Source organism: Rhodococcus rhodochrous (assembly GCF_014854695.1).
Classification (GTDB): Bacteria; Actinomycetota; Actinomycetes; order Mycobacteriales; family Mycobacteriaceae; genus Rhodococcus.
Map to the genome: position 1 here is coordinate 3,103,537 of NZ_CP027557.1, position 23,210 is coordinate 3,126,746.

Here is a 23,210-nt window from a genome sequence, read left to right on the forward strand (position 1 = left end):
GGGGGATTCCCGATATCTGATGTGTGTGTTGTTTCAGATACCGCACAGTGGACGCGTAACATCTTCGTGGTAAGTCCTCGGCCTATTAGTACCGGTCACCTCCACCCATTGCTGGGCTTCCAGTTCCGGCCTATCAACCCGGTGGTCTGCCGGGGGCCTTACCCCCTCGAGGGGGTGAGAAACCTCATCTTGGAACAGGCTTCCCGCTTAGATGCTTTCAGCGGTTATCCCTTCCGAACGTAGCCAACCAGCCATGCCCCTGGCGGGACAACTGGCACACCAGAGGTTCGTCCGTCCCGGTCCTCTCGTACTAGGGACAGCCTTCCTCAAGTTTCTAACGCGCGCGGCGGATAGAGACCGAACTGTCTCACGACGTTCTAAACCCAGCTCGCGTGCCGCTTTAATGGGCGAACAGCCCAACCCTTGGGACCTACTCCAGCCCCAGGATGCGACGAGCCGACATCGAGGTGCCAAACCATCCCGTCGATATGGACTCTTGGGGAAGATCAGCCTGTTATCCCCGGGGTACCTTTTATCCGTTGAGCGACACCGCTTCCACATGCCGGTGCCGGATCACTAGTCCCGACTTTCGTCCCTGCTCGACCTGTCAGTCTCACAGTCAAGCTCCCTTGTGCACTTGCACTCGACACCTGATTGCCAACCAGGCTGAGGGAACCTTTGGGCGCCTCCGTTACATTTTGGGAGGCAACCGCCCCAGTTAAACTACCCACCAGGCACTGTCCCTGAACCAGATCATGGTCCGAGGTTAGAGGTCCAATACGATCAGAGTGGTATTTCAACAACGACTCCACCCATACTGGCGTATGAGCTTCACAGTCTCCCACCTATCCTACACAAACCGAACCGAACACCAATACCAAGCTATAGTGAAGGTCCCGGGGTCTTTTCGTCCTGCCGCGCGTAACGAGCATCTTTACTCGTAATGCAATTTCGCCGAGTCTGTGGTCGAGACAGCAGAGAAGTCGTTACGCCATTCGTGCAGGTCGGAACTTACCCGACAAGGAATTTCGCTACCTTAGGATGGTTATAGTTACCACCGCCGTTTACTGGGGCTTAAATTCTCAGCTTCGCCACCGAAATGGCTAACCGGTCCTCTTAACCTTCCAGCACCGGGCAGGCGTCAGTCCGTATACATCGTCTTACGACTTCGCACGGACCTGTGTTTTTAGTAAACAGTCGCTTCTCTCTGGTCTCTGCGACCACCCCCAGCTCACGGAGCAAGTCCGGTCACCGAGCGTGGTCCCCCTTCTCCCGAAGTTACGGGGGCATTTTGCCGAGTTCCTTAACCACAGTTCTCTCGATCGCCTCGGTATTCTCTACCTGACCACCTGTGTCGGTTTGGGGTACGGGCCGTGTACCAACTCACTAGAGGCTTTTCTCGGCAGCATAGGATCACTGAATTCCCCTCAACGGGTACGCATCACCTCTCAGGCTGTATGTGACACGGATTTGCCTATGTCACGCCCTACCGGCTTACACCAGGTATTCCATCACCTGGCCCAGCTACCTTCCTGCGTCACCCCATCGCTTGACTACTACAATCAGGGTCCCGTGCAGCCATCCCCACAGTTCCCGAAGGAACAGTGGAGACTTTTGGACGGTTAGCACAACTGATTCGCCATTGGGCGCGGATACACGGGTACGGGAATATCAACCCGTTGTCCATCGACTACGCCTGTCGGCCTCGCCTTAGGTCCCGACTCACCCTGGGCGGATTAACCTGGCCCAGGAACCCTTGGTCATCCGGCGGACGAGTTTCTCACTCGTCTTTCGCTACTCATGCCTGCATTCTCACTCGCGCAGCCTCCACACCTGGATCACTCCGGCGCTTCTACGGCTGCACGACGCTCCCCTACCCACCCACACCACTGCCGGAAAAGTCGTAACCCTTCCGGGGTGTTGTGTGAGTGCCGCGGCTTCGGCGGTGTACTTGAGCCCCGCTACATTGTCGGCGCAGAACCACTTGACCAGTGAGCTATTACGCACTCTTTCAAGGGTGGCTGCTTCTAAGCCAACCTCCTGGTTGTCTCAGCGATCCCACATCCTTTTCCACTTAGTACACGCTTAGGGGCCTTAGCCGGCGATCTGGGCTGTTTCCCTCTCGACTACGAAGCTTATCCCCCGCAGTCTCACTGCCGCGCTCTCACTCACCGGCATTCGGAGTTTGGCTGATTTCGGTAAGCTTGTGGGCCCCCTAGACCATCCAGTAGCTCTACCTCCGGTGAGAAACACGCGACGCTGCACCTAAATGCATTTCGGGGAGAACCAGCTATCACGGAGTTTGATTGGCCTTTCACCCCTACCCACAACTCATCCCCTCAGTTTTCAACCTAAGTGGGTTCGGGCCTCCACGACGTCTTACCATCGCTTCACCCTGGCCATGGGTAGATCACTCCGCTTCGGGTCTAGAACATGCCACTACACACGCCCTATTCGGACTCGCTTTCGCTACGACTACCCCACACGGGTTAACCTCGCGACATGCCACTAACTCGCAGGCTCATTCTTCAAAAGGCACGCCATCACCCCCAGTGACAAGTCACTCGAAGGCTCTGACGGATTGTAAGCGCACGGTTTCAGGTACTATTTCACTCCCCTCCCGGGGTACTTTTCACCTTTCCCTCACGGTACTAGTCCGCTATCGGTCACCAGGGAGTATTCAGGCTTATCGGGTGGTCCCGACAGATTCACACCGGATTTCACGGGCCCGGTGCTACTCGGGTATTCGCATCGACAGTCGCCGTGTTTTCGTCTACGGGATTCTCACCCTCTACGACAGGCCGTTCCAGACCACTTCGACTAACACGACGATTTCTCACTGTCGGCCGGCATGGCAGCGCCGACACAACGAACCCCACAACCCCGAATACACAACCCCTGCCAGGTATCACATGTACTCGGTTTAGCCTCATCCGCTTTCGCTCGCCACTACTCACGGAATCACATGTTGTTTTCTCTTCCTGTGGGTACTGAGATGTTTCACTTCCCCACGTTCCCTCCACACACCCTATATATTCAGATGCGGGTAACACGACATCACTCGTGCTGGGTTTCCCCATTCGGAAATCCTCGGATCACAGCTCGGTTGACAGCTCCCCGAGGCATATCGCAGCCTCCCACGTCCTTCATCGGCTCCTGGTGCCAAGGCATCCACCGTACGCTCATAAACACTTACAACAAAGATGCTCGCGTCCACTGTGCAGTTCTCAAACAACACACAACAACCCCTACCGCAAGAAAACTGATTTTCTTGTTTCGCGGATCATCGTCGCTGATCAAACACATCGCGTGTTCTCTCAGGACCCAACAGTGCACCGATATAGCTCCCCGAATTCTTCCTGTGAAGAATCCGTGCTGGAGAGCGATTGTCAGCGTTCCACCCATGAGCAACCGTGTCCCACGATCGGGGACAATCGGCCTCTGCCTGCTCCCCCAACACCACTGTGCTGGTCCGAGACAGGAGTTGCTCCTTAGAAAGGAGGTGATCCAGCCGCACCTTCCGGTACGGCTACCTTGTTACGACTTCGTCCCAATCGCCGATCCCACCTTCGACGGCTCCCTCCCACAAGGGGTTAGGCCACCGGCTTCGGGTGTTACCGACTTTCATGACGTGACGGGCGGTGTGTACAAGGCCCGGGAACGTATTCACCGCAGCGTTGCTGATCTGCGATTACTAGCGACTCCGACTTCACGGGGTCGAGTTGCAGACCCCGATCCGAACTGAGACCGGCTTTAAGGGATTCGCTCCACCTCACGGTATCGCAGCCCTCTGTACCGACCATTGTAGCATGTGTGAAGCCCTGGACATAAGGGGCATGATGACTTGACGTCGTCCCCACCTTCCTCCGAGTTGACCCCGGCAGTCTCCTGCGAGTCCCCACCATCACGTGCTGGCAACACAGGACAAGGGTTGCGCTCGTTGCGGGACTTAACCCAACATCTCACGACACGAGCTGACGACAGCCATGCACCACCTGTCTACCGGCCACAAGGGAAACCACATCTCTGCAGTCGTCCGGTACATGTCAAACCCAGGTAAGGTTCTTCGCGTTGCATCGAATTAATCCACATGCTCCGCCGCTTGTGCGGGCCCCCGTCAATTCCTTTGAGTTTTAGCCTTGCGGCCGTACTCCCCAGGCGGGGCGCTTAATGCGTTGGCTACGGCACGGATCCCGTGGAAGGAAACCCACACCTAGCGCCCACCGTTTACGGCGTGGACTACCAGGGTATCTAATCCTGTTCGCTACCCACGCTTTCGCTCCTCAGCGTCAGTTACTGCCCAGAGACCCGCCTTCGCCACCGGTGTTCCTCCTGATATCTGCGCATTTCACCGCTACACCAGGAATTCCAGTCTCCCCTGCAGTACTCGAGTCTGCCCGTATCGCCTGCAAGCCCGCAGTTGAGCTGCGGGATTTCACAGACGACGCGACAAACCGCCTACGAGCTCTTTACGCCCAGTAATTCCGGACAACGCTCGCACCCTACGTATTACCGCGGCTGCTGGCACGTAGTTGGCCGGTGCTTCTTCTCCCACTACCGTCACTTGCGCTTCGTCATGGGTGAAAGAGGTTTACAACCCGAAGGCCGTCATCCCTCACGCGGCGTCGCTGCATCAGGCTTGCGCCCATTGTGCAATATTCCCCACTGCTGCCTCCCGTAGGAGTCTGGGCCGTGTCTCAGTCCCAGTGTGGCCGGTCGCCCTCTCAGGCCGGCTACCCGTCGTCGCCTTGGTAGGCCATTACCCCACCAACAAGCTGATAGGCCGCGGGCTCATCCTGCACCGAAAAACTTTCCACCCCAGGACATGCATCCCGAGGTCATATCCGGTATTAGACCCAGTTTCCCAGGCTTATCCCAGAGTGCAGGGCAGATCACCCACGTGTTACTCACCCGTTCGCCACTAATCCACCCAGCAAGCTGGGCTTCATCGTTCGACTTGCATGTGTTAAGCACGCCGCCAGCGTTCGTCCTGAGCCAGGATCAAACTCTCCGTTGAAGACTCACAATCACCCCGAAAAGGGGCAATCAGTCAAAGACATCGAGTCAAATCACTAGCATACAAACTCAAACTAGCTATAAAACACTGGACCACCGCAGACGGAAGAATGCGATGTCCAGCAACAACCACCGAACAAATTCGATGGCCGCACCAAATATTATTTGGCACTGACATTCATCGGCACACTGTTGAGTTCTCAAAGAACACGCGCACATCGTTACGTTACCGGACACCTGTCCGGCTCGCTCCGAGGCAACCGTTCCAAGCTATCACATCCGATTTCAGGGCCGCAAATCGCTGCTTTCCCGTTCTCTTCCATGAGAGCCGATCGATGCGACATCGAACATGCCTGTTTCCGAACCTTTCGGTCCGGCGGGCTGTTCGGTGTCGCTCGAACGACGACTAAGTTACGCCGACGCTAACGCGCCGTCAAATCCGCTGGTCAGAGGCTCGCCAGCGTCGGCGAAGGCGTCAGTCGCGGACGACTCGCACGCCGGCGAAGTTCCGCTTGCCCCTGCGCAGGACGAGCCAGCGTCCGTGCAGCAACTCTCCGTCGCCCGGGGTCCACTCCTCCGAGGAAATACGGACGTTGTTGACCGACGCGCCGCCTTCCTTGATGGTGCGACGCGCAGCTCCCTTGCTCTCGCACAGACCCGACGCGACGAGCAGGTCGATGATCGTGTCCGGCTCGCCGGCGCGGAGCTCCGTCACGGACGCCTCGGTCAGTGCGGCCGCGAGCGTGGGCTCGTCCAGCTCGCCCAACTCGCCTCGCCCGAACAGGGCGCGGCTGGCCAACTCGACCGCTGCGGTGTTGTGCGCTCCGTGCACGAGGGTGGTCATCTCGGCTGCGAGTCGCTTCTGGGCCTCCCGTGCGTGCGGACGCTCCGTGGTGGCGGTCTCGAGCTCGGCGAGTTCGTCCTTGTCGAGGAAGGTGAACCACCGCAGGTACTTCATGACGTCGGCGTCGGCCGCATTGACAAAGTACTGGTACCAGGCGTACGGGCTGGTCATCTCCGGGTCGAGCCACAGGCTGCCCCCACCGGTGGACTTGCCGAACTTCTTGCCGTCGGACGAGGTCACGAGCGGGACGGTCAAGGCGTGCACACTCTCACCGTCGGTACGGCGGTTGAGCTCGACGCCGGCGATGATGTTGCCCCACTGATCGGAACCGCCGACCTGCAGCGCACATCCGTACTCGCGGCGCAGCTGCACGTAGTCGTTGGCCTGCAGGAGCATGTAGCTGAACTCGGTGTACGAGATGCCGTCACCTTCGAGGCGGCGCTTGACGGTGTCGCGGGCGAGCATCACGTTGACCGAGAAGTGCTTGCCGATATCGCGCAGGAAGTCGATCGCGGACAGCGTGCCGGTCCAGTCGAGGTTGTTCACGACCACGGCTCCCGTCGGGGAGTCGTCGAAGTCGACGAACCGTTCGAGCTGCCCTCGGATCCGCCCTGCCCATTCGGCGACGGTGTCGGCGGAGTTCATGGTGCGCTCCCCCACCTCCCGCGGGTCGCCGATCATGCCGGTCGCGCCACCTGCGAGAACGATGGGCCGATGGCCGGCGCGCTGGAAACGCTTGAGTGCGAGGAGCGGAACGAGGTGACCGGCGTGCAGGCTCGGGCCGGTCGGATCGAAACCGGCATAGAGGGTGATCGGACCCTTGTCGAGTTCGCCTCGAAGTGCGTCGAGATCGGTCGATTGCGCGATGAGCCCGCGCCAGGTCAGTTCGTCGAGAATGTGCTCAGTCACCGTTCGATCATCCCATCACGCCCGAGGGGCGGCGGGCGCGCGTGGGCTGCGCCGGTACGCGGAGACCCCGATCGCCCCGGGAACCCAGAACCGCCACGGTCTGTCGGCCGCCACGCTGATCCCCACCCGCGGCCCCCGCGCGACCTCCCCGACCAGCGGTTCGGCCGGAAGTTCCACGCGCACCCGAGCGTCGGCCGCGTCCACGTCGATACCGTTGTCGGCCAGATCGAGGCCGAGCGCAGCAGCGAGATTGCCGGGCCCCCGTGCGAGGTTCGAGAATGGAGTGCCGGACGTGCGCCGGGAACGGACCGCCTGCTCTCCCTCGATCACCTCACCACCGCGCAACAGCACTGCCGCGGCGGTGCCGTCGGGACCGAGAGAGACGTTCGCGCAGAAGTGCAGTCCGTAGCTGCGGTAGACGTATAGATGCCCCGCAGGTCCGAACATGACCGAATTACGCGGGGTGGGTCCGCGGTACGAGTGCGCGGCCGGGTCCGGCCACGGTCCGTCCTCGGGGCCGCCGTAGGCCTCGACCTCCGTCAGCAGGACGGCGGTCTCCCCCACTCGGACGGTTGCTCCGAGCAGCGCTTCGGCAGCCTCGACCGGATCGAGTCCTTCGAGTTCGCCGCGGACGGATCGACGATTGCGGCTCAGTCGGTGCTCCATCCGGCGACACCGCGCGCGGTGAAGTCCTCGTGCTCGGCGTCGCTGACCTCGCGGGCCTCGTCGACGAGGAGGACGGGAATGTCGTTCTCGATCGGATACGCCCGCCGCAGTCGCGGGTTGTACAGGACGGCGTCGTCGACGAGAAGCAACGGCCCCTTGTCCTCCGGACAGGCCAGAATGCTCAGCAACGTGGGATCGACAGCCACGGATGTCCTTTCGAAGGGCGGAACCGAACCGGTCCCAGGCTACCGCGCTCCGGCGGGCGAACCCGCCGTGCCCGTCTTCCACGCCGTGGCCACGGCCTTGGTGAACCGCTTGTACGTCCCGGTGTCGGGGTTCAGGTACCAGGTACGGACGGTGGGCACGGGCAATCCCTGTTCGCGCAGACGATCGGCGGACGGGCGATAGGACGGGCCCAACGGGATGTCGGGCACGACGTGCACGAGATCGGGTCGTTCGTCGGCCGGGACCGAGTCGAACGCCGCCGTGATCTCCGCGGCCGTCGGTGCACGGTTGCCCCGCAGCGAGCAGCCGGCCACCGCGATGTCGCGACCTCCCACCGAGATGCCATAGGCGACGGCGAGATCGACACGCGGGATCGCTTCGAGCACGTCCGCCACGCTCTGGGTGAAGACCGGGCCGTGGAAGGTGGGGATCACCGTCCGCCGACTGTCGAGCAACCAGTAGTCGCCGTCGTCGTCGCGTCGGAACAGGTTGTCGGTGGGCACCCACACGTCGCCCGGTTCGAACACGCCGCGCATCACACCGGTGATCGCCGAGGCGGCGGGTCCGGGCCTGCCGAGCAGCAGTCCGACCTCGCCGACCTGCGCCTCCCGCACGAAGCCGCGTTCGTCCTCTACGAGTCGGCCGACGCCGGCGTCGTAGGCGGCGAGGCGCACGTCGGCGCTACCGGGCAACGGCCGGCCCTTCGAGCCGATCTTCGAACCGGAGACGTTCGCGAGCACGACGTTTCCCTCGGTCGACGCGTAGAACTCGAGAACCCGTGCGGGCTGGAACCGGTCGAGGGTGCGGCGCCACAACCCCGGTGGCATGCCGGAGCCGATGAACAACCGGATGGGGTGGATGGCGTCGATGTGCAGCGACGGGCTGTCGAGCACCTCACGCATCATCGACCAGGTGTAGGTGACGACGGTGACGCCGTAGCGGTGCACTTCGTCGCTGAAGAGCGACGGATTCAACCCGCGCGACAACGCGATACGCGCCCCACCGGCGAGCGCCCCACCGAAACTGACGAGCAGACCCGACGAATGATGCAGCGGTGCAAGGCAGTACATGGTGTCGCCACGTCCGAGCGAGGCCGCGGTGGCGGTCCCGAAGGCCGACAGCGCCCATCGGTAGTTGGTGACCCGTCGCACCGCGAGCGTGTCGCCGCCACCGGAGAACAGGATGAACGCAAGTTCGCGCGCGAGTCCCGGATCGGCGACGTACCAGCCCGGCAGCTGCACGGAGGAGATGTCGAGTCGTTCGAGATCGACGACGTCGGCGCCGGGTTCGATGTCGAGGTCGCGGACGTCGCCGCCCCCGAGTACCAGCACGGGCAGGCCTGTCGCGACGGCCGCGTCGAGGTTCTCGGGATCGGCGACGATCTTCTCGACACCGCCGAGTCGCACGGCCTCGGCGATGTCCGGTCCGGGCGGGATCAGGACGGACACGCCGCCGAGGCGGGAGATCGCCGCGACCGCCGCCATCGCGCTGGGGCGCACGTCCATGAGGATGCCGACGTGCATCGCGGGACGGATGCCGTTGTCGACGAGCCCGAGGACGACGTTGTCGATCCGCCGGTTGACGGCGTCGAAGGTGTAGACCCGGTCCTCGAAGATGAAGCACTCCCGCTTCGGCGACTTTCGGCCGATTTCGGCGAGCAGGCCGCCGACGGAGATGCGGGTGCGCGGCTGGATCTGCCCGAGCCGCGCGAGGCGGGGAAGGGCGCGGGCGGCCTCGCCGGTGAGATCGCGTGCTCCGCGGACGGCACCCACCGCGATCCCCGCGATCCCCTTGCCGAAATCGGTTCCGACGTCGGCGAGGGTCGCGGCGGTGTGCGTGATGCGGGATGCGACCGAGACGCCGGTGCCCTCATCGGTGGGGTTCGGCACCGCCATCGGCGCGATGCCGACGGGCCGGTCCCCGACGCCCTCGCGCCACTGCACCCACTCCCCGACCGACGGCCACGTCTGCTGACCGGCGACACTGCCCACAACCAGACCGAAATGCCCTGCGCGCAAGGTGTATTCGTAGACCTCCGCGCGGGGCGACGCCTTGCGGATGCCGCGTACGGCGAGCGGTTGCCCGATGTCGTCGACCTCACCGATGAACGCGAGGACGGGACAGGTGATCTCGGCGAGGCTCACTGCCCGGTCGTTGATGACGAAACCGCCACTGACCATGCGGTTGTGAGCGATGAACTGGCGCAACACCTCGGCGACGGCCGGTCCGGACCACGCCACCCACCCCTCGGTGTCGAGGAACCGGCGCTGCGGTTCTCGCGGCAGCAGCGCTTCCCGGTCGTGGAGCTGGAGCAGGAAGTCGATGCGCGAGCGCACGGTCTTGACCGGATCGAGCAGCTGGAATCCGGTGCGCGCCATCCATCCCGTGATCGCGAGGCGGTTGAAGACGTGGTCCGCGAGGAAGTCCGCGGAGTGGGTCGCGACGATCTCCGGAATCCCGAAGGGCAGGGCGGCGAGGGTGTCGACCGGGCTGCCGAAGGTGATCAGGCTCGCGATGCCGCGGCTACGCCGGTACGCCGCGACCTGATAGCAGAACATGCCGCCCTGCGAGTACCCACCGAGATGCACGTCGCGACCGGTATAGGCGCGGACGCAGTCGACGACTTCGTCGAGGGCGAGGATGTGATCGGTGAGGGTGCGTTTCCAGCCCCCCTCTTCCTGGTCAGGCGACCCGAAGTCCACGACCCAGGGGTCGAGACCCGCTTCGTGGAGGGTGCCGACGGCGCCGGCGTCACGGGTGACGTCGTACACCTCGGCGGACACCATCATCGGTGGCACGAGGACGATCGGGATGCCCGTGGAGGCGGTGTCGGATTCGGGGAAGTACCGGCGGAGCCGGTACATGGAGGTGCGCTCGACGACCTGGTACGGCGAGGACGAGCGGCCTGGTTCGAGACCACCGAAACGCAGGACTTCGAGACCGTTCTGGGCAGTGGCGACGAGCCGTCGCACCGACTCGGTCACTACATCGGCGTCCAGTCCCACGGTCCGCTCCCCTTCTCGACGATGTATCCGCAGCGGTCCCCGGCACCTGCGGTTCTACACCGGTACCCGCTGCATGCCGAGAGTATGTGTCAGCCTGCCACACCGCCCTCACCGTCCCGGGCAACTCGGGGTGTGCCCGGGACGGCAGGCGTGTCAGCCGCGCACCCAGCTGCGCAGGTGTGCCGCGGCGTCGCGCACGCGGCCGAGCTGCTCGGCCACCCGCACGCCCGCGGTGCCACCACGCGCGTCGCGCGAGGCGATGGATCCTTCGACGGTGAGCACTTCCCGCACCTGCGGGGTCAGCGCCGGATCGACACCGGCGAGCTCCTCGTCCGTGAGGTCCTCGAGACCGACCCCGCGGTCTTCGGCGACCCGCACGCATGCCCCGGCCGCCTCGTGGGCGACGCGGAACGGAACGCCCTGGCGGACCATCCACTCGGCGATGTCGGTCGCGAGGGTGAATCCGGCGGGTGCGAGCTCGGCCATGCGTTCGGTGTGGAAGGTCAGCGTCGAGACGAGGCCCGCGATCGCCGGGAGCAGCAGCTCGAGCTGTGCGACGGAGTCGAAGACCGGCTCCTTGTCCTCCTGCAGGTCGCGGTTGTAGGCCAGCGGCTGCGCCTTGAGCGTGGCCAGCAGACCGGTGAGGTTACCGATGAGACGACCGGCCTTACCGCGGGTGAGCTCGGAGACGTCCGGATTCTTCTTCTGGGGCATGATCGACGACCCGGTCGACCATTCGTCCGCGAGGGTGACGTACCCGAACTCGGGGGTGCTCCACAGGATGACCTCCTCCGCCATGCGGGAGAGGTCGACGGCGATCTGTGCGAACACGAACGCCGCTTCCGCCGCGAAGTCGCGGGAGCTGGTCGCGTCGATCGAGTTGTCCGCCGCCGAGTCGAAGCCCAGATCGGCCGCGATCGCGTCGGGGTCGAGACCGAGCGACGATCCGGCCAGCGCGCCCGACCCGTACGGCGAGACCGCCGCGCGCTTGTCGAAGTCGCGCAACCGGTCGACGTCGCGGAGCAGCGGATGCGCGTGGGCGAGCAGGTGATGCGCGAGCAGCACGGGCTGCGCCGCCTGCAGGTGCGTCTTGCCGGGCATCACGGCATCGGGGTGCGCTGCGGCCTGGCCGGCGATGGCGTCGACCACGTCGAGGACACCGTCGGCGATGCGCCGCGCGCTGTCGCGCAGCCACATCCGGAACAGCGTCGCGACCTGGTCGTTGCGGGAGCGGCCCGCGCGGAGCCGGCCGCCGACCTCGGGGCCGACCCGCTCGATGAGTCCCCGTTCGAGCGCGCCGTGCACGTCCTCGTCGGACTCGGCGGGACCGAACGCACCGGAGGCCACATCGCCGGCGAGACGGTCGAGGCCGTCGAGCATCGTGGCGAGGTCGTCGTCGGTGAGGAGTCCGGCGCGGTGCAGCACCTTGGCGTGGGCCTGCGAGGCGCGCACGTCGTACGGGGCGAGCGCCCAGTCGAAGTGCGTGGACTTGCTCAGCGCCGCCATGGCGGCGGCCGGTCCGGATGCGAACCGGCCGCCCCACAGGGCACCTTCGTTGGTGCCGTGAGCTGTCATGACTACAGGCCCAGATCGCGCTTCGCGGCGACCTTCGACGACAGGCCGTGGATCTGCACGAAGCCCTTGGCGTTGGACTGGTCGAAGCTGTCGCCCTCGTCGTAGGTGGCGAGGTTGAAGTCGTACAGCGACTCGGGGCTGCGACGGCCGTTGACGGTGATGTGTCCGCCGTGGAGCACCATACGGATGTCGCCGGTGACGCGCTCCTGGGTGTTCTTGATGAAGGCGTCGAGGGCGGTCTTCAGCGGCGAGTACCACAGGCCGTCGTACACCAGCTCGCTCCAGCGCTCCTCGACGCGACGCTTGTAGCGGCCGAGTTCGCGCTCGAGGGTGACGTGCTCGAGTTCCTGGTGGGCGGTGATGAGGGCGATGGCGCCGGGGGCCTCGTAGATCTCGCGGCTCTTGATGCCGACGAGGCGGTCCTCGACCATGTCGAGGCGGCCCACACCCTGGGCGCCCGCGCGACGGTTGAGTTCCTGGATGGCTTCGAGGACGGTGACGTGCTTGCCGTCGATCGCGACGGGGCGGCCGGCCTCGAAGCTGATGATCAGCTCGTCGGGGGCCTGCCAGTGGGCGGTGGGGTCCTCGGTGTAGTCGTAGACGTCCTTGGTGGGGGCGTTCCACAGGTCCTCGAGGAAGCCGGTCTCGACGGCGCGGCCCCAGACGTTCTGGTCGATGGAGAACGGCGAACGCTTGGTGACGTTGATGGGCAGGCCGTGCTCCTCGGCGAAGGCGATGGCCTTCTCGCGGGTCCAGGCGTAGTCGCGGACCGGTGCGATGACCTGGAGGTCGGGGGCGAGGGCGCCGAAGCCGACCTCGAAGCGGACCTGGTCGTTGCCCTTGCCGGTGCAGCCGTGGGAGACGACGGTGCCGCCGTGCTCGCGGGCGGCCTGCACGATGTGCTTGACGATCAGCGGGCGGCTGATGGCCGAGACGAGCGGGTAGCGGTCCATGTAGAGCGCGTTGGCCTGGACGGTGGGCAGGCAGTACTCGTTGGCGAACTCGTCCTTGGCGTCGACGACGATCGATTCGACGGCACCGCAGTCGAGGGCGCGCTGACGCACGACCTCCATGTCCTCGCCACCCTGGCCGAGGTCGATGGCCACGGCGACGACCTCCTTGCCGGTCTCCTTGCCGATCCAGCTGATGGCGACGGAGGTGTCCAGCCCGCCCGAATAGGCGAGTACGACGCGTTCGGCCATTGTCTTTGTGCTCCTTCGTATTTCGACGTGCGTCTATGAGTGGTAGGTCAGGCGAGTGATTCGATTTTCGCGGCCAGTTCGGCTCCCGTCGTCGGTTCGCGGGCGATGACCGCGATGGTGTCGTCGCCGGCGATCGTTCCGACCACCTCGGGTAATGATGCCCGATCGAGTGCACTGGCCAGATAGTGCGCCGCCCCGGGCGGGGTGCGCAGCACGGCGATGTTGCCGCTGGAGTCGGTGGACACCAGCAGTTCGCCGAGCAACCGGGACAGACGGTCGGTGCCTCCGGTCACACCGCGCACGGGGCTGCCGTCCTCCGGGACGACGTACACCCCGGCGCCGCCGTCGGCTGCGCGGAGCTTGACGGCACCGAGTTCCTCGAGGTCGCGGGACAGGGTGGCGGTGGACACCTCGATGCCGTCCTCGGCGAGGAGGGCGGCGAGTTCGGTGTGGCTGCGCACCGGGTGTGCGGCGAGCAGTGCGACGATGCGGGCCTGCCGCGCCGCGCGCGTCGGCGCGGTCGCTGCGCTGTCCGCATGGTTCGCCGCGGTGCTCACGGTCAGCTCCGGCTCTGCTCGAGCAGCCACACGAGCAGGGCCTTCTGTGCGTGGAGGCGGTTCTCGGCCTCGTCCCACACCACCGACCGCGGTCCGTCGATGACCTCGGCGGTGATCTCCTTGCCGCGGTAGGCCGGCAGGCAGTGCAGCACGATCGCGTCGGTGTCGGCGAGGGAGACGAGGGCGTCGTTCAGCTGGAACGGCCGGAAGGGAGCCTCGCGGTCCTTGCCGTCGTCCTCCTGCCCCATCGACACCCAGGTGTCGGTGACGAGCACATCGGCGCCGGTGGCTCCGGTGCGCGGGTCGTCGGTGACGGTGACGCTGCCGCCGGTCTCCTCCGCCCGTGCGCGGCTCGCGGCAACGACCTGCGGGTCGGGGGTGAACCCGGCCGGGGACGCGATGGTCACGTGCATGCCGGCGGTGACGCCGCCGAGCATCAGCGAGTGCGCCATGTTGTTGGCGCCGTCGCCGAAGTAGGTCATCCGCAAGCCCGCGGTGGCGCCCTTGTTCTCGCGGATGGTCTGCAGGTCGGCGAGGACCTGGCAGGGGTGGAAGGTGTCGGTGAGCGCGTTGACGACGGGCACGGTCGAGTGCTCGGCGAGCGTCTCGATGCGGTCCTGGCCGTAGGTGCGCCACACGACCGCTTCGGTGAACCGGGAGAACATCCGGGCGGTGTCCTCGACGGTCTCACCCTTGCCGATCTGGGTGGAGCCGGTGTCGACGACGATGGCGTGTCCGCCGAGCTGGGCGATGCCGGCGTCGAAGGAGAAGCGGGTGCGGGTGGAGGTCTTGTCGAAGAGCACGGCGACGCTGAGGGGCCCTTCGAGGGGGCGGCGGGACAGCGGTGCCTTCTTCAGTTCGGCGGCGAGTTCGAGCACCTCGGTCTGTTCGGCCGGGGTGAGGTCGTCGTCGCGCAGGAAATGGCGGAGCACGGGTCGTCAGTTCCCTTCCCGGTCGGCGGTGTCGAGGACGGCGGGCAGCGCCGTCACGAAGCTCTCGGCCTGCTGTTCGGTGAGGATCAGCGGGGGCGCGAGGCGGATCACGTCGGGTGCGGCGGCATTGACGAGGAAACCGGCCTCTCGGGCGGCGGTCTCGACAGCCGGTGCCTTCTCGGCGGTGAGGACGACACCGAGGAGCAGCCCGGAGCCGCGCACGTGCGAGACGAGCGGGTGCCCGAGTTCCTCGATGCCGACGGCGAGGGTCTTGCCGACGGTGTTCACGTGGTCGAGCAGGTTCTGCTCGTCGATCGTGCGCAGCACCGCGAGGGCGGCCGCGGCGCACACCGGGTTGCCGCCGAAGGTGGTGCCGTGCTTGCCGGGCTGGAACAGTTCGGCGGCCGGGCCGGTGGCGAGGACGGCGCCGATGGGCAGTCCGCCGCCGAGACCCTTGGCGAGGGTCATCACGTCGGGGGTGATGCCCGCTGCCTGGTGGGCGAAGAAGCTGCCGGTACGGGCGATGCCGGTCTGGACCTCGTCGAGCACGAGCAGTGCACCGCGTTCGGTGGTGATGCGACGCGCGCCGGCGAGATAACCCTCGGGCGGGACGACGACGCCGGACTCGCCCATGATCGGTTCGAGGAAGACGGCGGCGGTGTTCTCGTCCACGGCGGCCTCGAGGGCGTCGAGGTCGCCGTAGGGCACGAACTCGACGCCGGCGGGCATCGGTTCGAAGGGGGCGCGCTTGTCGGGCTGGCCGGTCAGGGCGAGCGCGCCCATGGTGCGGCCGTGGAAGGCCTTCTCGCACGCGACGATCTTCGGCCGTCCGGTGAGCCGGGCGATCTTGAAGGCCGCTTCGTTGGCCTCGGTGCCGGAATTGCAGAAGAAGGCGCGGCCCTCGTGACCGAAGCGGTCGAGGAGCTTCTCGGCGAGTTCGAGCACCGGCGGCGAGGCGTACAGGTTCGACACGTGGCCGAGCTGGTTCAGCTGCGCGGTGACGGCCTCGATGATCGCCGGGTGGCGGTGGCCCAGGCTGTTGACGGCGATGCCACCGAGCAGGTCGAGGTACTGCTTGCCGTCGGCGTCGGTGAGCACGGCACCGTCGCCCTCGACCAGCGCGACCTTGGGCACGCCGTAGTTGTTCATCAGCGAACCCGCCCAGCGCTGCTGGAGGTCGGACGTGCCGGTCATGCGGGGCCTTCCTTCTCGGAGGACGGCACCACCATGGTGCCGATGCCTTCTTCGGTGAACAGTTCGAGGAGCACGGAGTGCGGTTGGCGCCCGTCGATGACGTGTGCGGTGGGCACTCCGCCCTGCACGGCGCGCAGGCACGCCTCCATCTTCGGGACCATGCCGGAGTCGAGCGACGGCAGCAGCGCGGTGAGCGCGTCGGCGTCGATCCGCGAGGTGAGCGAGCTGCGGTCGGGCCAGTTCGTGTAGAGGCCTTCGACGTCGGTGAGCACGACCAGCTTCTCCGCGCCGAGCGCTTCGGCGAGGGCGGCCGCGGCGGTGTCGGCGTTGATGTTGTGCACCACGCCGTCGGCGTCGGGCGCGATCGTCGAGACCACGGGGATGCGGCCGGCGGCGATGAGGTCGAGCACCGCGCCGGGGTGGACGCTGGTGACGTCGCCGACGAGGCCGATGTCGGTGGCCTCGCCGTCGACGACGACCGTGCGGCGGGTCGCGGTGAACAGTCCGGCGTCCTCGCCGGAGGTGCCGACGGCGTAGGGCCCGTGGCTGTTGATCAGGCCGACGAGTTCGCGCCCGACCTGCCCGAAGAGCACCATCCGCACGACGTCCATGACCTCGGGGGTGGTGACGCGGAAGCCGCCGCGGAATTCACCTTCCAGGCCGAGTCGCTTCAGCATGGCGTTGATCTGCGGGCCGCCGCCGTGCACGACGACGGGGTGGATGCCGACGGTGCGCAGGAACGCCATGTCAGCGGCGAAGGCGGTCTTGAGGGTGTCGTCGATCATGGCGTTGCCGCCGTACTTGACGACGACGATCTTGTCGCGGAACTTCTGCAGCCACGGCAGAGCCTCGGCGAGGACGAACGCCTTCTGGTGCGAGGTGAGGTCGGCGATCAGTGCGTCGGTCACGTCGTCTCCTGTGCTCGTTCCGGTCACGACGAGTACGCCGAGTTCTCTTCGACGTAGGCGTGCGAGAGGTCGGTGGTGCGGATGGACACCTGCGCGTCGCCGAGACCGAGGTCGATGTCGAGGGCGATGTCGGCGGCGGACAGATCGACCTCGCGGGCGCCGGGGGCACCGACACCGTCGATGCACACCGGATTGCCGTTGAACGACACGGAGATCTTGTCGGGGTCGAGTTCGATCGGGGCGATGCCGATGGCGGCGAGCACGCGGCCCCAGTTGGGGTCGGAGCCGAACAGGGCGGTCTTGACGAGGCTGTCGCGGGCCACGGTGCGGGCACCGATCAGGGCGTCGGCCTCACTGGCGGCGCCGCGGACGGTCACGGTGACCCGCTTGGTGACGCCCTCGGCGTCGGCCATCATCTGCTCGGCGAGGTCGTCGCACACGGCGAGGACGGCGGCGTTCAGCTCGTCCTGGCTCGGGGTGATCCCGCTCGCGCCGGAGGCCAGCAGCAGCACGGTGTCGTTGGTGGAGGTCGCGCCGTCGACGTCGAGGCGGTCGAAGGTGAGCCGGGACGCGTGACGCAGCGCGGTGTCGAGCTGCTCGGCGGTCGCGACGGCGTCGGTGGTGACCACGCACAGCATCGTCGCCAGGGCGGGGGCGAGCATGCCTGCGCCCTTGGCCATGCCGCCGACATTCCACTTGTCGGCGTGGTGCAGGGCGGCCTGCTTGGGCACGGTGTCGGTGGTCATGATCGCGTACGCGGCGTCGGTGCCGCCGGAGATGCCCCCGGCGAGTTCGTGGACGATCTCCTGCACGCCGGAGAGCACCTTGTCCATGGGCAGACGGTCGCCGATCAGGCCGGTCGAGCACACGGCGACCTCACCTGCACCGGTCTCGGTGCCCCAGTTGCTCAGGGCGTCGGCGACGGCCTCGGCCGTAGCGTGGGTGTCCTGGAAACCACCGGCACCGGTGCACGCGTTGGCGCCGCCGGAGTTGAGGATCACCGCGCGCAGGCTGCCGGACTTCAGCACCTGCTGGGACCACAGGACGGGGGCGGCCTTGACCTTGTTGGTGGTGAACACACCTGCGGCGGTGAGTTCGGGGCCCTCGTTGACCACGAGCGCGAGGTCCTGCTTGCCGGAGACCTTGATGCCGGCGGGGATGCCTGCGGCCCGGAAGCCGGCGGGACTGGTGACACCCTGGGTGCGGATCAGGCGTCCCCCGGCGATCTCGGTGGCGCCGGTGTAGACGTCGTCTGCGTACTTGTTCTCGGTCACGGAGCCACTCCCACGGTGGACAGGCCGGCGGTCTCGGGCAGGCCGAGTGCCAGGTTCATCGATTGCACGGCGGCACCGGCGGTGCCCTTGGTGAGATTGTCGAGCGCGGCGACGACGACGAGCAGTCCGGCGTCGGCGTCGACGGTGACGGCGATCTGGACGGCGTTCGAGCCGACCACCGCGCCGGTGGCGGGCAGCGCGCCTTCCGGCAGCAACTGCACGAAGGGTTCGTCGGCGTAGGCCTTCTCGTAGACGGCGCGGGCCTCGGCGGCGGTCACCGTGGTCGGTGCGGTGCAGGTCGCGAGGATGCCGCGCGGCATGGGCGCGAGGACGGGGGTGAACGAGACCTTCACGTCGGTACCGGCGAGGGCGGAGAGGTTCTGCTTGATCTCCGGGGTGTGCCGGTGGGCGCCGCCGACGCCGTAGGCGCGGACCGAGCCCATGACCTCGGAGCCGAGCAGGTCGACCTTCGGGGACTTCCCGGCGCCGGAGGTGCCGGAGACGGCCACGACGTTCACGACGGGTTCGACGATGCCGGCGGCGACGGCCGGGGCGAGGGCGAGGGAGGCGGAGGTCGGGTAGCAACCGGGGACCGCGATGCGGGTGGCGCCGACGAGGGCGTCGCGCTTGCCGGGCAGCTCGGGCATGCCGTAGGGCCAGGTGCCGGCGTGGTCGCTGCCGTACCAGCGCTGCCAGTCGGCGGCGCTCTCGAGCCGGAAGTCGGCGCCGCAGTCGATAACGACGGTCGTCTCGGGCAGCTGCTCGGCGATCACGGCGGAGTGGCCGTGCGGCAGGCCGAGGAAGACGACGTCGTGCCCGAGCAGGGTGTCGATGTCGGTGGCGCCGAGCACGCGGTCGGCGAGCGGCAGCAGATGGGGATGGAACTCACGCAGGGTGGCGCCGGCATTACCCCCGGCGGTGAGCGCGCCGATGGCGAGTGAGCCGTCCTGGTAGGCGGGGTGGCCGAGGAGCAGGCGCAGGATCTCGCCGCCCGCGTAGCCGCTGGCGCCGGCCACGGCGACCCGTAGCGGCGACTCGGGGGTGGCGGTGAAGTCCGGTGAAGTACCCATACGAATGATTATGCACCCTCATGCAAATCATTTCATAGGGGGTGTCCCTTCCGGGAGGATTCACTCCGACCGCAACGACCGCCGGATCTCCGCGAGCCGGTCGGCAGCAGCTGCCTTGCGCTCCTCGTACTGCTCCTCGAGCGTGCGACCCGCCCCGGTCGCGTGAGCGAGTTCCTCCGCGCCGAGCGCGGTCGCCGAACGCTGTTCGATCTTCTCACGCACCGATTCGAAGGTCGGCACCCCGTCCGCGGTGTATCCGGTGATCTCCTCGATCGTCGGTGCGCGGACCCCGCTGTCGACGATTCCGGCATCGACGGCACCCGGTTCGACGATCTCGGCCTCGTGGACCTGAGCCTCGTGCACCTGGGCCTCGTGGGCGTCTTCCTCGCGCGGGGTCACGTCGGGATCGGGGCTCGGCTCCGGGTCGATCGGCGGCACGTCCGGAATGTCCGGGCCCGGCGGCACATCCGGCACCGTCGGCGTCTCCGGCCCGGCCGGGGTGACGTCGGGGACGGGCTGCTCCGGCTTGTCGGGTTCCTCGGGAGAGGGCACCCGGCCGGCTTCGTCCTTGCTCATGCATCCAGGCTACGTCGCTGGGCTCCCGCTGCGTCCTGTTCGGCGCGAGCCCGCTGATACGCCTCGAAGGCCTCCCGGCTGGTGTACTGCAGCCGCACCCCGAGCTCCTCGCGCAACCGCCGGTTGTCGAGCACCGGACGGTACTGCAGGAAGCCGACCCGCTCCGGGCCGTGCTCCGTCAGACGCAACGCGCGCCCGATCCGCAGGGCGAGCTTCAGCACCGCGGCGGGCACCGTGAGGGTCCTGCGGTTCGTCATCGCGGCGATCTCGGGCACGGTGACGACCCCGTCGCCCGCGACGTTGAAGATGCCCGTGACCGGACCGAGCACGGCCTCGGCGAAGGCCGCCGCGACGTCGGTGTGCCAGACGAACACGAACGGGCTGTCGCTGCCGGCGACGACGAGCAGCCGCTCACGGTCGAGCAGTGCGGTGATCTGGTTGCGGACGGTCTCCCCCAGGATCGTGCCGATCCGCAGGATCACCTGTTCGAGCTGCGGATGCTCGACCCGGGTGGCGGCGAGCATCTCCTCGACGAGGCGTTTGTGCCGGCTGTAGGTGAACTCGTCGTTGCCGCGGATCGGATCGTCCTCGGTGAGCGGGACCGGGTTGTCGGCGTGATAGCCGTAGGCGGCGCCGGAGGACGCCACCACCAGGCGTCGCACCCCGTAGGTCAGTGCGGCGTCGACGACGTTGCGTGCGCCGTCGACGTCGACGGCGTATTCCTGCTCCGGGGTGGTGTCACGCCCGGGGTTGACGATGGATGCCAGGTGCACGATCACGTCGGGGCGGTGGGTGCCGACGACCTCGGCGATCCTGCGGCGGTCACGGACGTCGGCGATCACGTGGACGACCGCATCGTCGGCGCCTGTTCGTTCGTGGCGGTCGGCGGGTTCGTGGAGGTCGGCGCTGATCACCCGGACGCCGCGCGAGCGCAAAGCCGCCACGACGGCGCTGCCGAGGAAGCCGTTGCCGCCGGTGACGAGGGCGGTGAGGGAGGTCATGCGGTCACCTTTCGGGTTGCGGTGCGACGGGCCCAGACGGTGGCCAGGAGCAGTCCGGCGACGATGTCCCAGATCCCCCACCAGCCGGCGACGATCGCCATGCCGCCGAGGCCGTCGAAGAAGGTCATGACGAGGCCGAGCCCGAGGCCGGCGTTGCGGATGCCGACCTCGAACGAGACCGCCCGCCGGCTGTACTCGGGCAGTCCGCTGGCCCATCCGCACAGATAGCCGAGACCGAGCGCGATTGCGTCGTGCAGGAACACCGCGAGCAGGACGAGCCCGATGTAGTCGAGGAAGTCGGCGAAATTGCCGGCGAGCCCGGCGACGATGAACGCGAGCAGTGCGAGCAGGGATCCGTTCTTCACCCACGGCTGGGCGCGGGACGCGAAGCCGGGCGCCTTCTGCGCGGCCCAGATACCGAGGACGAACGGCAGCCCGATGATCAGGGCGATCTGCACGACCATGTCGAGACCGTCGAGTTCGACCGAACGCAGCAGCGCCCGGGTGCCGTCGCTGCGACTGCCCCAGAACGCGAAGTTGATCGGCATGAGCACGATGGCGAGCACGTTCGACACGGCCGTCATCGACACCGACAGGGCGACATCGCCGCCGGCGCGGTGGGTGAGGACGTTGGAGATGTTCCCGGGTGGGCAGCACGCGACGAGGATCATGCCGAGCGCGATCGACGGGGCGGGGTCGAGCAGCAACGTCAGCAGCCAGGTCACGGCGGGCAGCGCGAGGAACTGCGCGGCGATGCCCACCGCCATGGCCTTCGGTGCGCGCAGCGCGCGGCGGAAGTCGTCGACGGAGGTGTCGAGGGCGATGCCGAGCATGATCGCCGCGAGCACGACGTTGAGGGCGAGCAGCGAACCGGAGTCGAAGGAGAGCCTGACGTCGTCGACGTTCACCGCACGCCCGCCCCGGGGGACGAGGCGGCGGCCTCGCGGACTGCGCGGGTCTGCTCGCGCAGCGCCGTGCGATAGGCGTCCTTGTTGACGTAGTAGGCCATCCGGCCGAGCTTCAGATAGCGGTAACCGCCGGTGAGGTCCGGGGGCGAGGCCGCCAGCGCCGCGCGCCATCGCGCCGCGGCCGCCGGATCGGTATCGGCGAGACCGATCGCGGCGGCGACGAGCTCGGCCTGTTCGTAACGGCCCTGCCAGCCGAGCCCGGACGACTCGACCATGCCGAGCACGAACAGGTTCGCGAACCGGCGGCTGATCATGTTCAGCAGGAGGTCCGGTGCGTGGGCGCGCCAGTCGAGCAGGTCCCGGTCCAGGAACGGATAGTCGAGGACGTAGCCGGTGGCGTGCACGATCATGTCGTAGCCGGCGGCCGAACCGTCCCGGAACCGGACCTCGGCGCCGTCGTAGCGCTCGATGTCGGGCCGCACCTGCACGTCCCCGTGGCCGAGGTGGTGCAGGATCAGCGAGTTGACGACCGGGTGCGATTCGTAGAGACGGTGGTCGGGTGCGGGCAGCCCGAAGCGGGTGGGGTCGCCGGTGAACTGGCGCAGCACCAGCGCGTCGAGGCGCTGCTTGATCGGCGCCGGCAGCGGCCGGCCGCGGGTGAGGGTGTCGGCGGGACGCCCGAACAGATACTTGGGCACGAAGTGATAGCCGCGGCGCACGCTCAGGTCCACCGACCGGGCGTGATGGACGGCGTCGACGGCGATATCGCAGCCGCTGTTGCCGGCGCCGACGATCAGGACCCGCTTGCCGCGGAAGATCGTCGGGTCCTTGTAGGCACTGGTGTGCAGGAGCTCACCGTCGAACTCGCCGGGGATCTGCGGGTGGTTCGGGGTCGCGAGGGTGCCGTTGGCGACCACGACACCGCGGTAGAGCTCGGTGGTCGCGGTGCCGTCCCGGCCGGTCGCGGTCACCCGCCACCGGTCGCCGTCCGGTTCGACGCGGGTCACGGTCGTGTCGAAGCGGTAGCGCTCACGCAGGCCGAAGACGTCGGCGTAGTCGCGGAAGTACCGGGCGAGTTCCGCGTGCCCCGGATAGTCCGGTGTCTGCGGCGGCATGGGGAACTCGGTGAACTCGGTGGTCGTCTTCGAGGAGATCAGATGCGCCGACTCGTAGACCGTGCTCACCGGATTGGTGATGTCCCACAACCCCCCGACGGCGCTGTGGGATTCGAAGCCGACGAAGTCGATGCCGTGCCGGGAGAGCGCGCGGGCCCCGGCGAGCCCCGAGGGCCCCGCCCCGATCAGCGCATACTTCTGTTCCGTCTCCATGTGTCGTAGGCTGGCAGGCC

Annotated in this window: 16 protein-coding genes and 2 rRNA genes; all 18 read right to left on the reverse strand. The window is 66.8% G+C overall.

The features are described 5' to 3' along the window. Positions 1-65: 65 nt before the first annotated feature. Positions 66-3,198: ribosomal RNA gene (locus C6Y44_RS14455) — 23S ribosomal RNA — on the reverse strand. 297 nt (positions 3,199-3,495) lie between these two features. Then, positions 3,496-5,017, reverse strand: a 16S ribosomal RNA gene (locus C6Y44_RS14460). Together the 16S and 23S rRNA genes form the textbook arrangement of a ribosomal RNA operon. A 474-nt stretch (positions 5,018-5,491) precedes the next feature. Further along, complete coding sequence (gene tyrS, locus C6Y44_RS14465; RefSeq protein ID WP_159418133.1) at positions 5,492-6,769, reverse strand: tyrosine--tRNA ligase; 1,278 nt, start codon at positions 6,767-6,769, stop codon at positions 5,492-5,494. Positions 6,770-6,784: 15 nt separating this feature from the next. Further along, the gene (locus C6Y44_RS14470; protein ID WP_159418132.1) at positions 6,785-7,435 is read right to left on the reverse strand and encodes a DNA-3-methyladenine glycosylase; all 651 of its coding nucleotides are present in this window, start codon (positions 7,433-7,435) and stop codon (positions 6,785-6,787) included. Beyond that, the gene (locus C6Y44_RS14475; RefSeq protein ID WP_159418131.1) at positions 7,420-7,641 is read right to left on the reverse strand and encodes a Trm112 family protein; all 222 of its coding nucleotides are present in this window, start codon (positions 7,639-7,641) and stop codon (positions 7,420-7,422) included. Before C6Y44_RS14475 ends, C6Y44_RS14470 begins: the two co-directional genes overlap by 16 nt. A gap of 39 nt (positions 7,642-7,680) precedes the next feature. Then, on the reverse strand, positions 7,681-10,665 hold the full coding sequence (locus tag C6Y44_RS14480) for an AMP-binding protein (RefSeq protein ID WP_159418130.1): 2,985 nt from the start codon (positions 10,663-10,665) through the stop codon (positions 7,681-7,683). 153 nt (positions 10,666-10,818) lie between these two features. After that, positions 10,819-12,240 carry an argininosuccinate lyase gene (gene argH, locus C6Y44_RS14485; RefSeq protein WP_159418129.1) on the reverse strand — a complete coding sequence of 474 codons (1,422 nt, stop codon included), beginning with the start codon at positions 12,238-12,240 and terminating at the stop codon, positions 10,819-10,821. A gap of 2 nt (positions 12,241-12,242) precedes the next feature. Beyond that, positions 12,243-13,442 carry an argininosuccinate synthase gene (locus C6Y44_RS14490; protein ID WP_060652959.1) on the reverse strand — a complete coding sequence of 400 codons (1,200 nt, stop codon included), beginning with the start codon at positions 13,440-13,442 and terminating at the stop codon, positions 12,243-12,245. A 47-nt stretch (positions 13,443-13,489) separates the two neighbouring features. Further along, complete coding sequence (locus tag C6Y44_RS14495; protein WP_016692767.1) at positions 13,490-13,999, reverse strand: arginine repressor; 510 nt, start codon at positions 13,997-13,999, stop codon at positions 13,490-13,492. Between the two features lie 2 nt (positions 14,000-14,001). Then, entirely contained in the window at positions 14,002-14,931 is a 930-nt protein-coding gene (gene argF / locus C6Y44_RS14500; RefSeq protein WP_120283006.1) for an ornithine carbamoyltransferase, read from the reverse strand. A 6-nt stretch (positions 14,932-14,937) separates the two neighbouring features. After that, entirely contained in the window at positions 14,938-16,125 is a 1,188-nt protein-coding gene (locus C6Y44_RS14505) for an acetylornithine transaminase (RefSeq protein ID WP_120283007.1), read from the reverse strand. After that, a complete protein-coding gene (gene argB / locus C6Y44_RS14510) occupies positions 16,122-17,060 on the reverse strand; it encodes an acetylglutamate kinase (RefSeq protein WP_120283009.1) in 939 nt (312 codons plus the stop codon). The genes C6Y44_RS14505 and argB overlap by 4 nt, the downstream gene beginning before the upstream one ends. Then, complete coding sequence (argJ, locus tag C6Y44_RS14515; protein ID WP_120283011.1) at positions 17,057-18,307, reverse strand: bifunctional glutamate N-acetyltransferase/amino-acid acetyltransferase ArgJ; 1,251 nt, start codon at positions 18,305-18,307, stop codon at positions 17,057-17,059. The genes argB and argJ overlap by 4 nt, the downstream gene beginning before the upstream one ends. Next, a complete protein-coding gene (argC, locus tag C6Y44_RS14520) occupies positions 18,304-19,377 on the reverse strand; it encodes an N-acetyl-gamma-glutamyl-phosphate reductase (RefSeq protein WP_159418128.1) in 1,074 nt (357 codons plus the stop codon). The genes argJ and argC overlap by 4 nt, the downstream gene beginning before the upstream one ends. Before the next feature lie 60 nt (positions 19,378-19,437). Beyond that, entirely contained in the window at positions 19,438-19,953 is a 516-nt protein-coding gene (locus tag C6Y44_RS14525) for a PspA/IM30 family protein (protein WP_120283015.1), read from the reverse strand. Continuing rightward, entirely contained in the window at positions 19,950-20,954 is a 1,005-nt protein-coding gene (locus tag C6Y44_RS14530) for an SDR family oxidoreductase (RefSeq protein ID WP_159418127.1), read from the reverse strand. The genes C6Y44_RS14525 and C6Y44_RS14530 overlap by 4 nt, the downstream gene beginning before the upstream one ends. After that, positions 20,951-21,862 (reverse strand): bile acid:sodium symporter family protein, encoded by a 912-nt coding sequence (locus C6Y44_RS14535; protein WP_159418126.1) that lies wholly within the window; start codon positions 21,860-21,862, stop codon positions 20,951-20,953. The genes C6Y44_RS14530 and C6Y44_RS14535 overlap by 4 nt, the downstream gene beginning before the upstream one ends. After that, entirely contained in the window at positions 21,859-23,190 is a 1,332-nt protein-coding gene (locus tag C6Y44_RS14540) for a flavin-containing monooxygenase (RefSeq protein ID WP_159418125.1), read from the reverse strand. The genes C6Y44_RS14535 and C6Y44_RS14540 overlap by 4 nt, the downstream gene beginning before the upstream one ends. Positions 23,191-23,210 lie beyond the last annotated feature (20 nt).

Coding starts and splice junctions, on each gene's coding strand:
- C6Y44_RS14470 (WP_159418132.1), bottom strand. CDS start 7,435: ATGGAGCACCGACTGAGCCGCAATCGTCGATCCGTCCGCGGCGAACTC.
- argH (WP_159418129.1), bottom strand. CDS start 12,240: ATGACAGCTCACGGCACCAACGAAGGTGCCCTGTGGGGCGGCCGGTTC.
- C6Y44_RS14490 (WP_060652959.1), bottom strand. CDS start 13,442: ATGGCCGAACGCGTCGTACTCGCCTATTCGGGCGGGCTGGACACCTCC.
- C6Y44_RS14505 (WP_120283007.1), bottom strand. CDS start 16,125: ATGACCGGCACGTCCGACCTCCAGCAGCGCTGGGCGGGTTCGCTGATG.
- argC (WP_159418128.1), bottom strand. CDS start 19,377: ATGGGTACTTCACCGGACTTCACCGCCACCCCCGAGTCGCCGCTACGG.
- C6Y44_RS14525 (WP_120283015.1), bottom strand. CDS start 19,953: ATGAGCAAGGACGAAGCCGGCCGGGTGCCCTCTCCCGAGGAACCCGAC.
- C6Y44_RS14530 (WP_159418127.1), bottom strand. CDS start 20,954: ATGACCTCCCTCACCGCCCTCGTCACCGGCGGCAACGGCTTCCTCGGC.
- C6Y44_RS14540 (WP_159418125.1), bottom strand. CDS start 23,190: ATGGAGACGGAACAGAAGTATGCGCTGATCGGGGCGGGGCCCTCGGGG.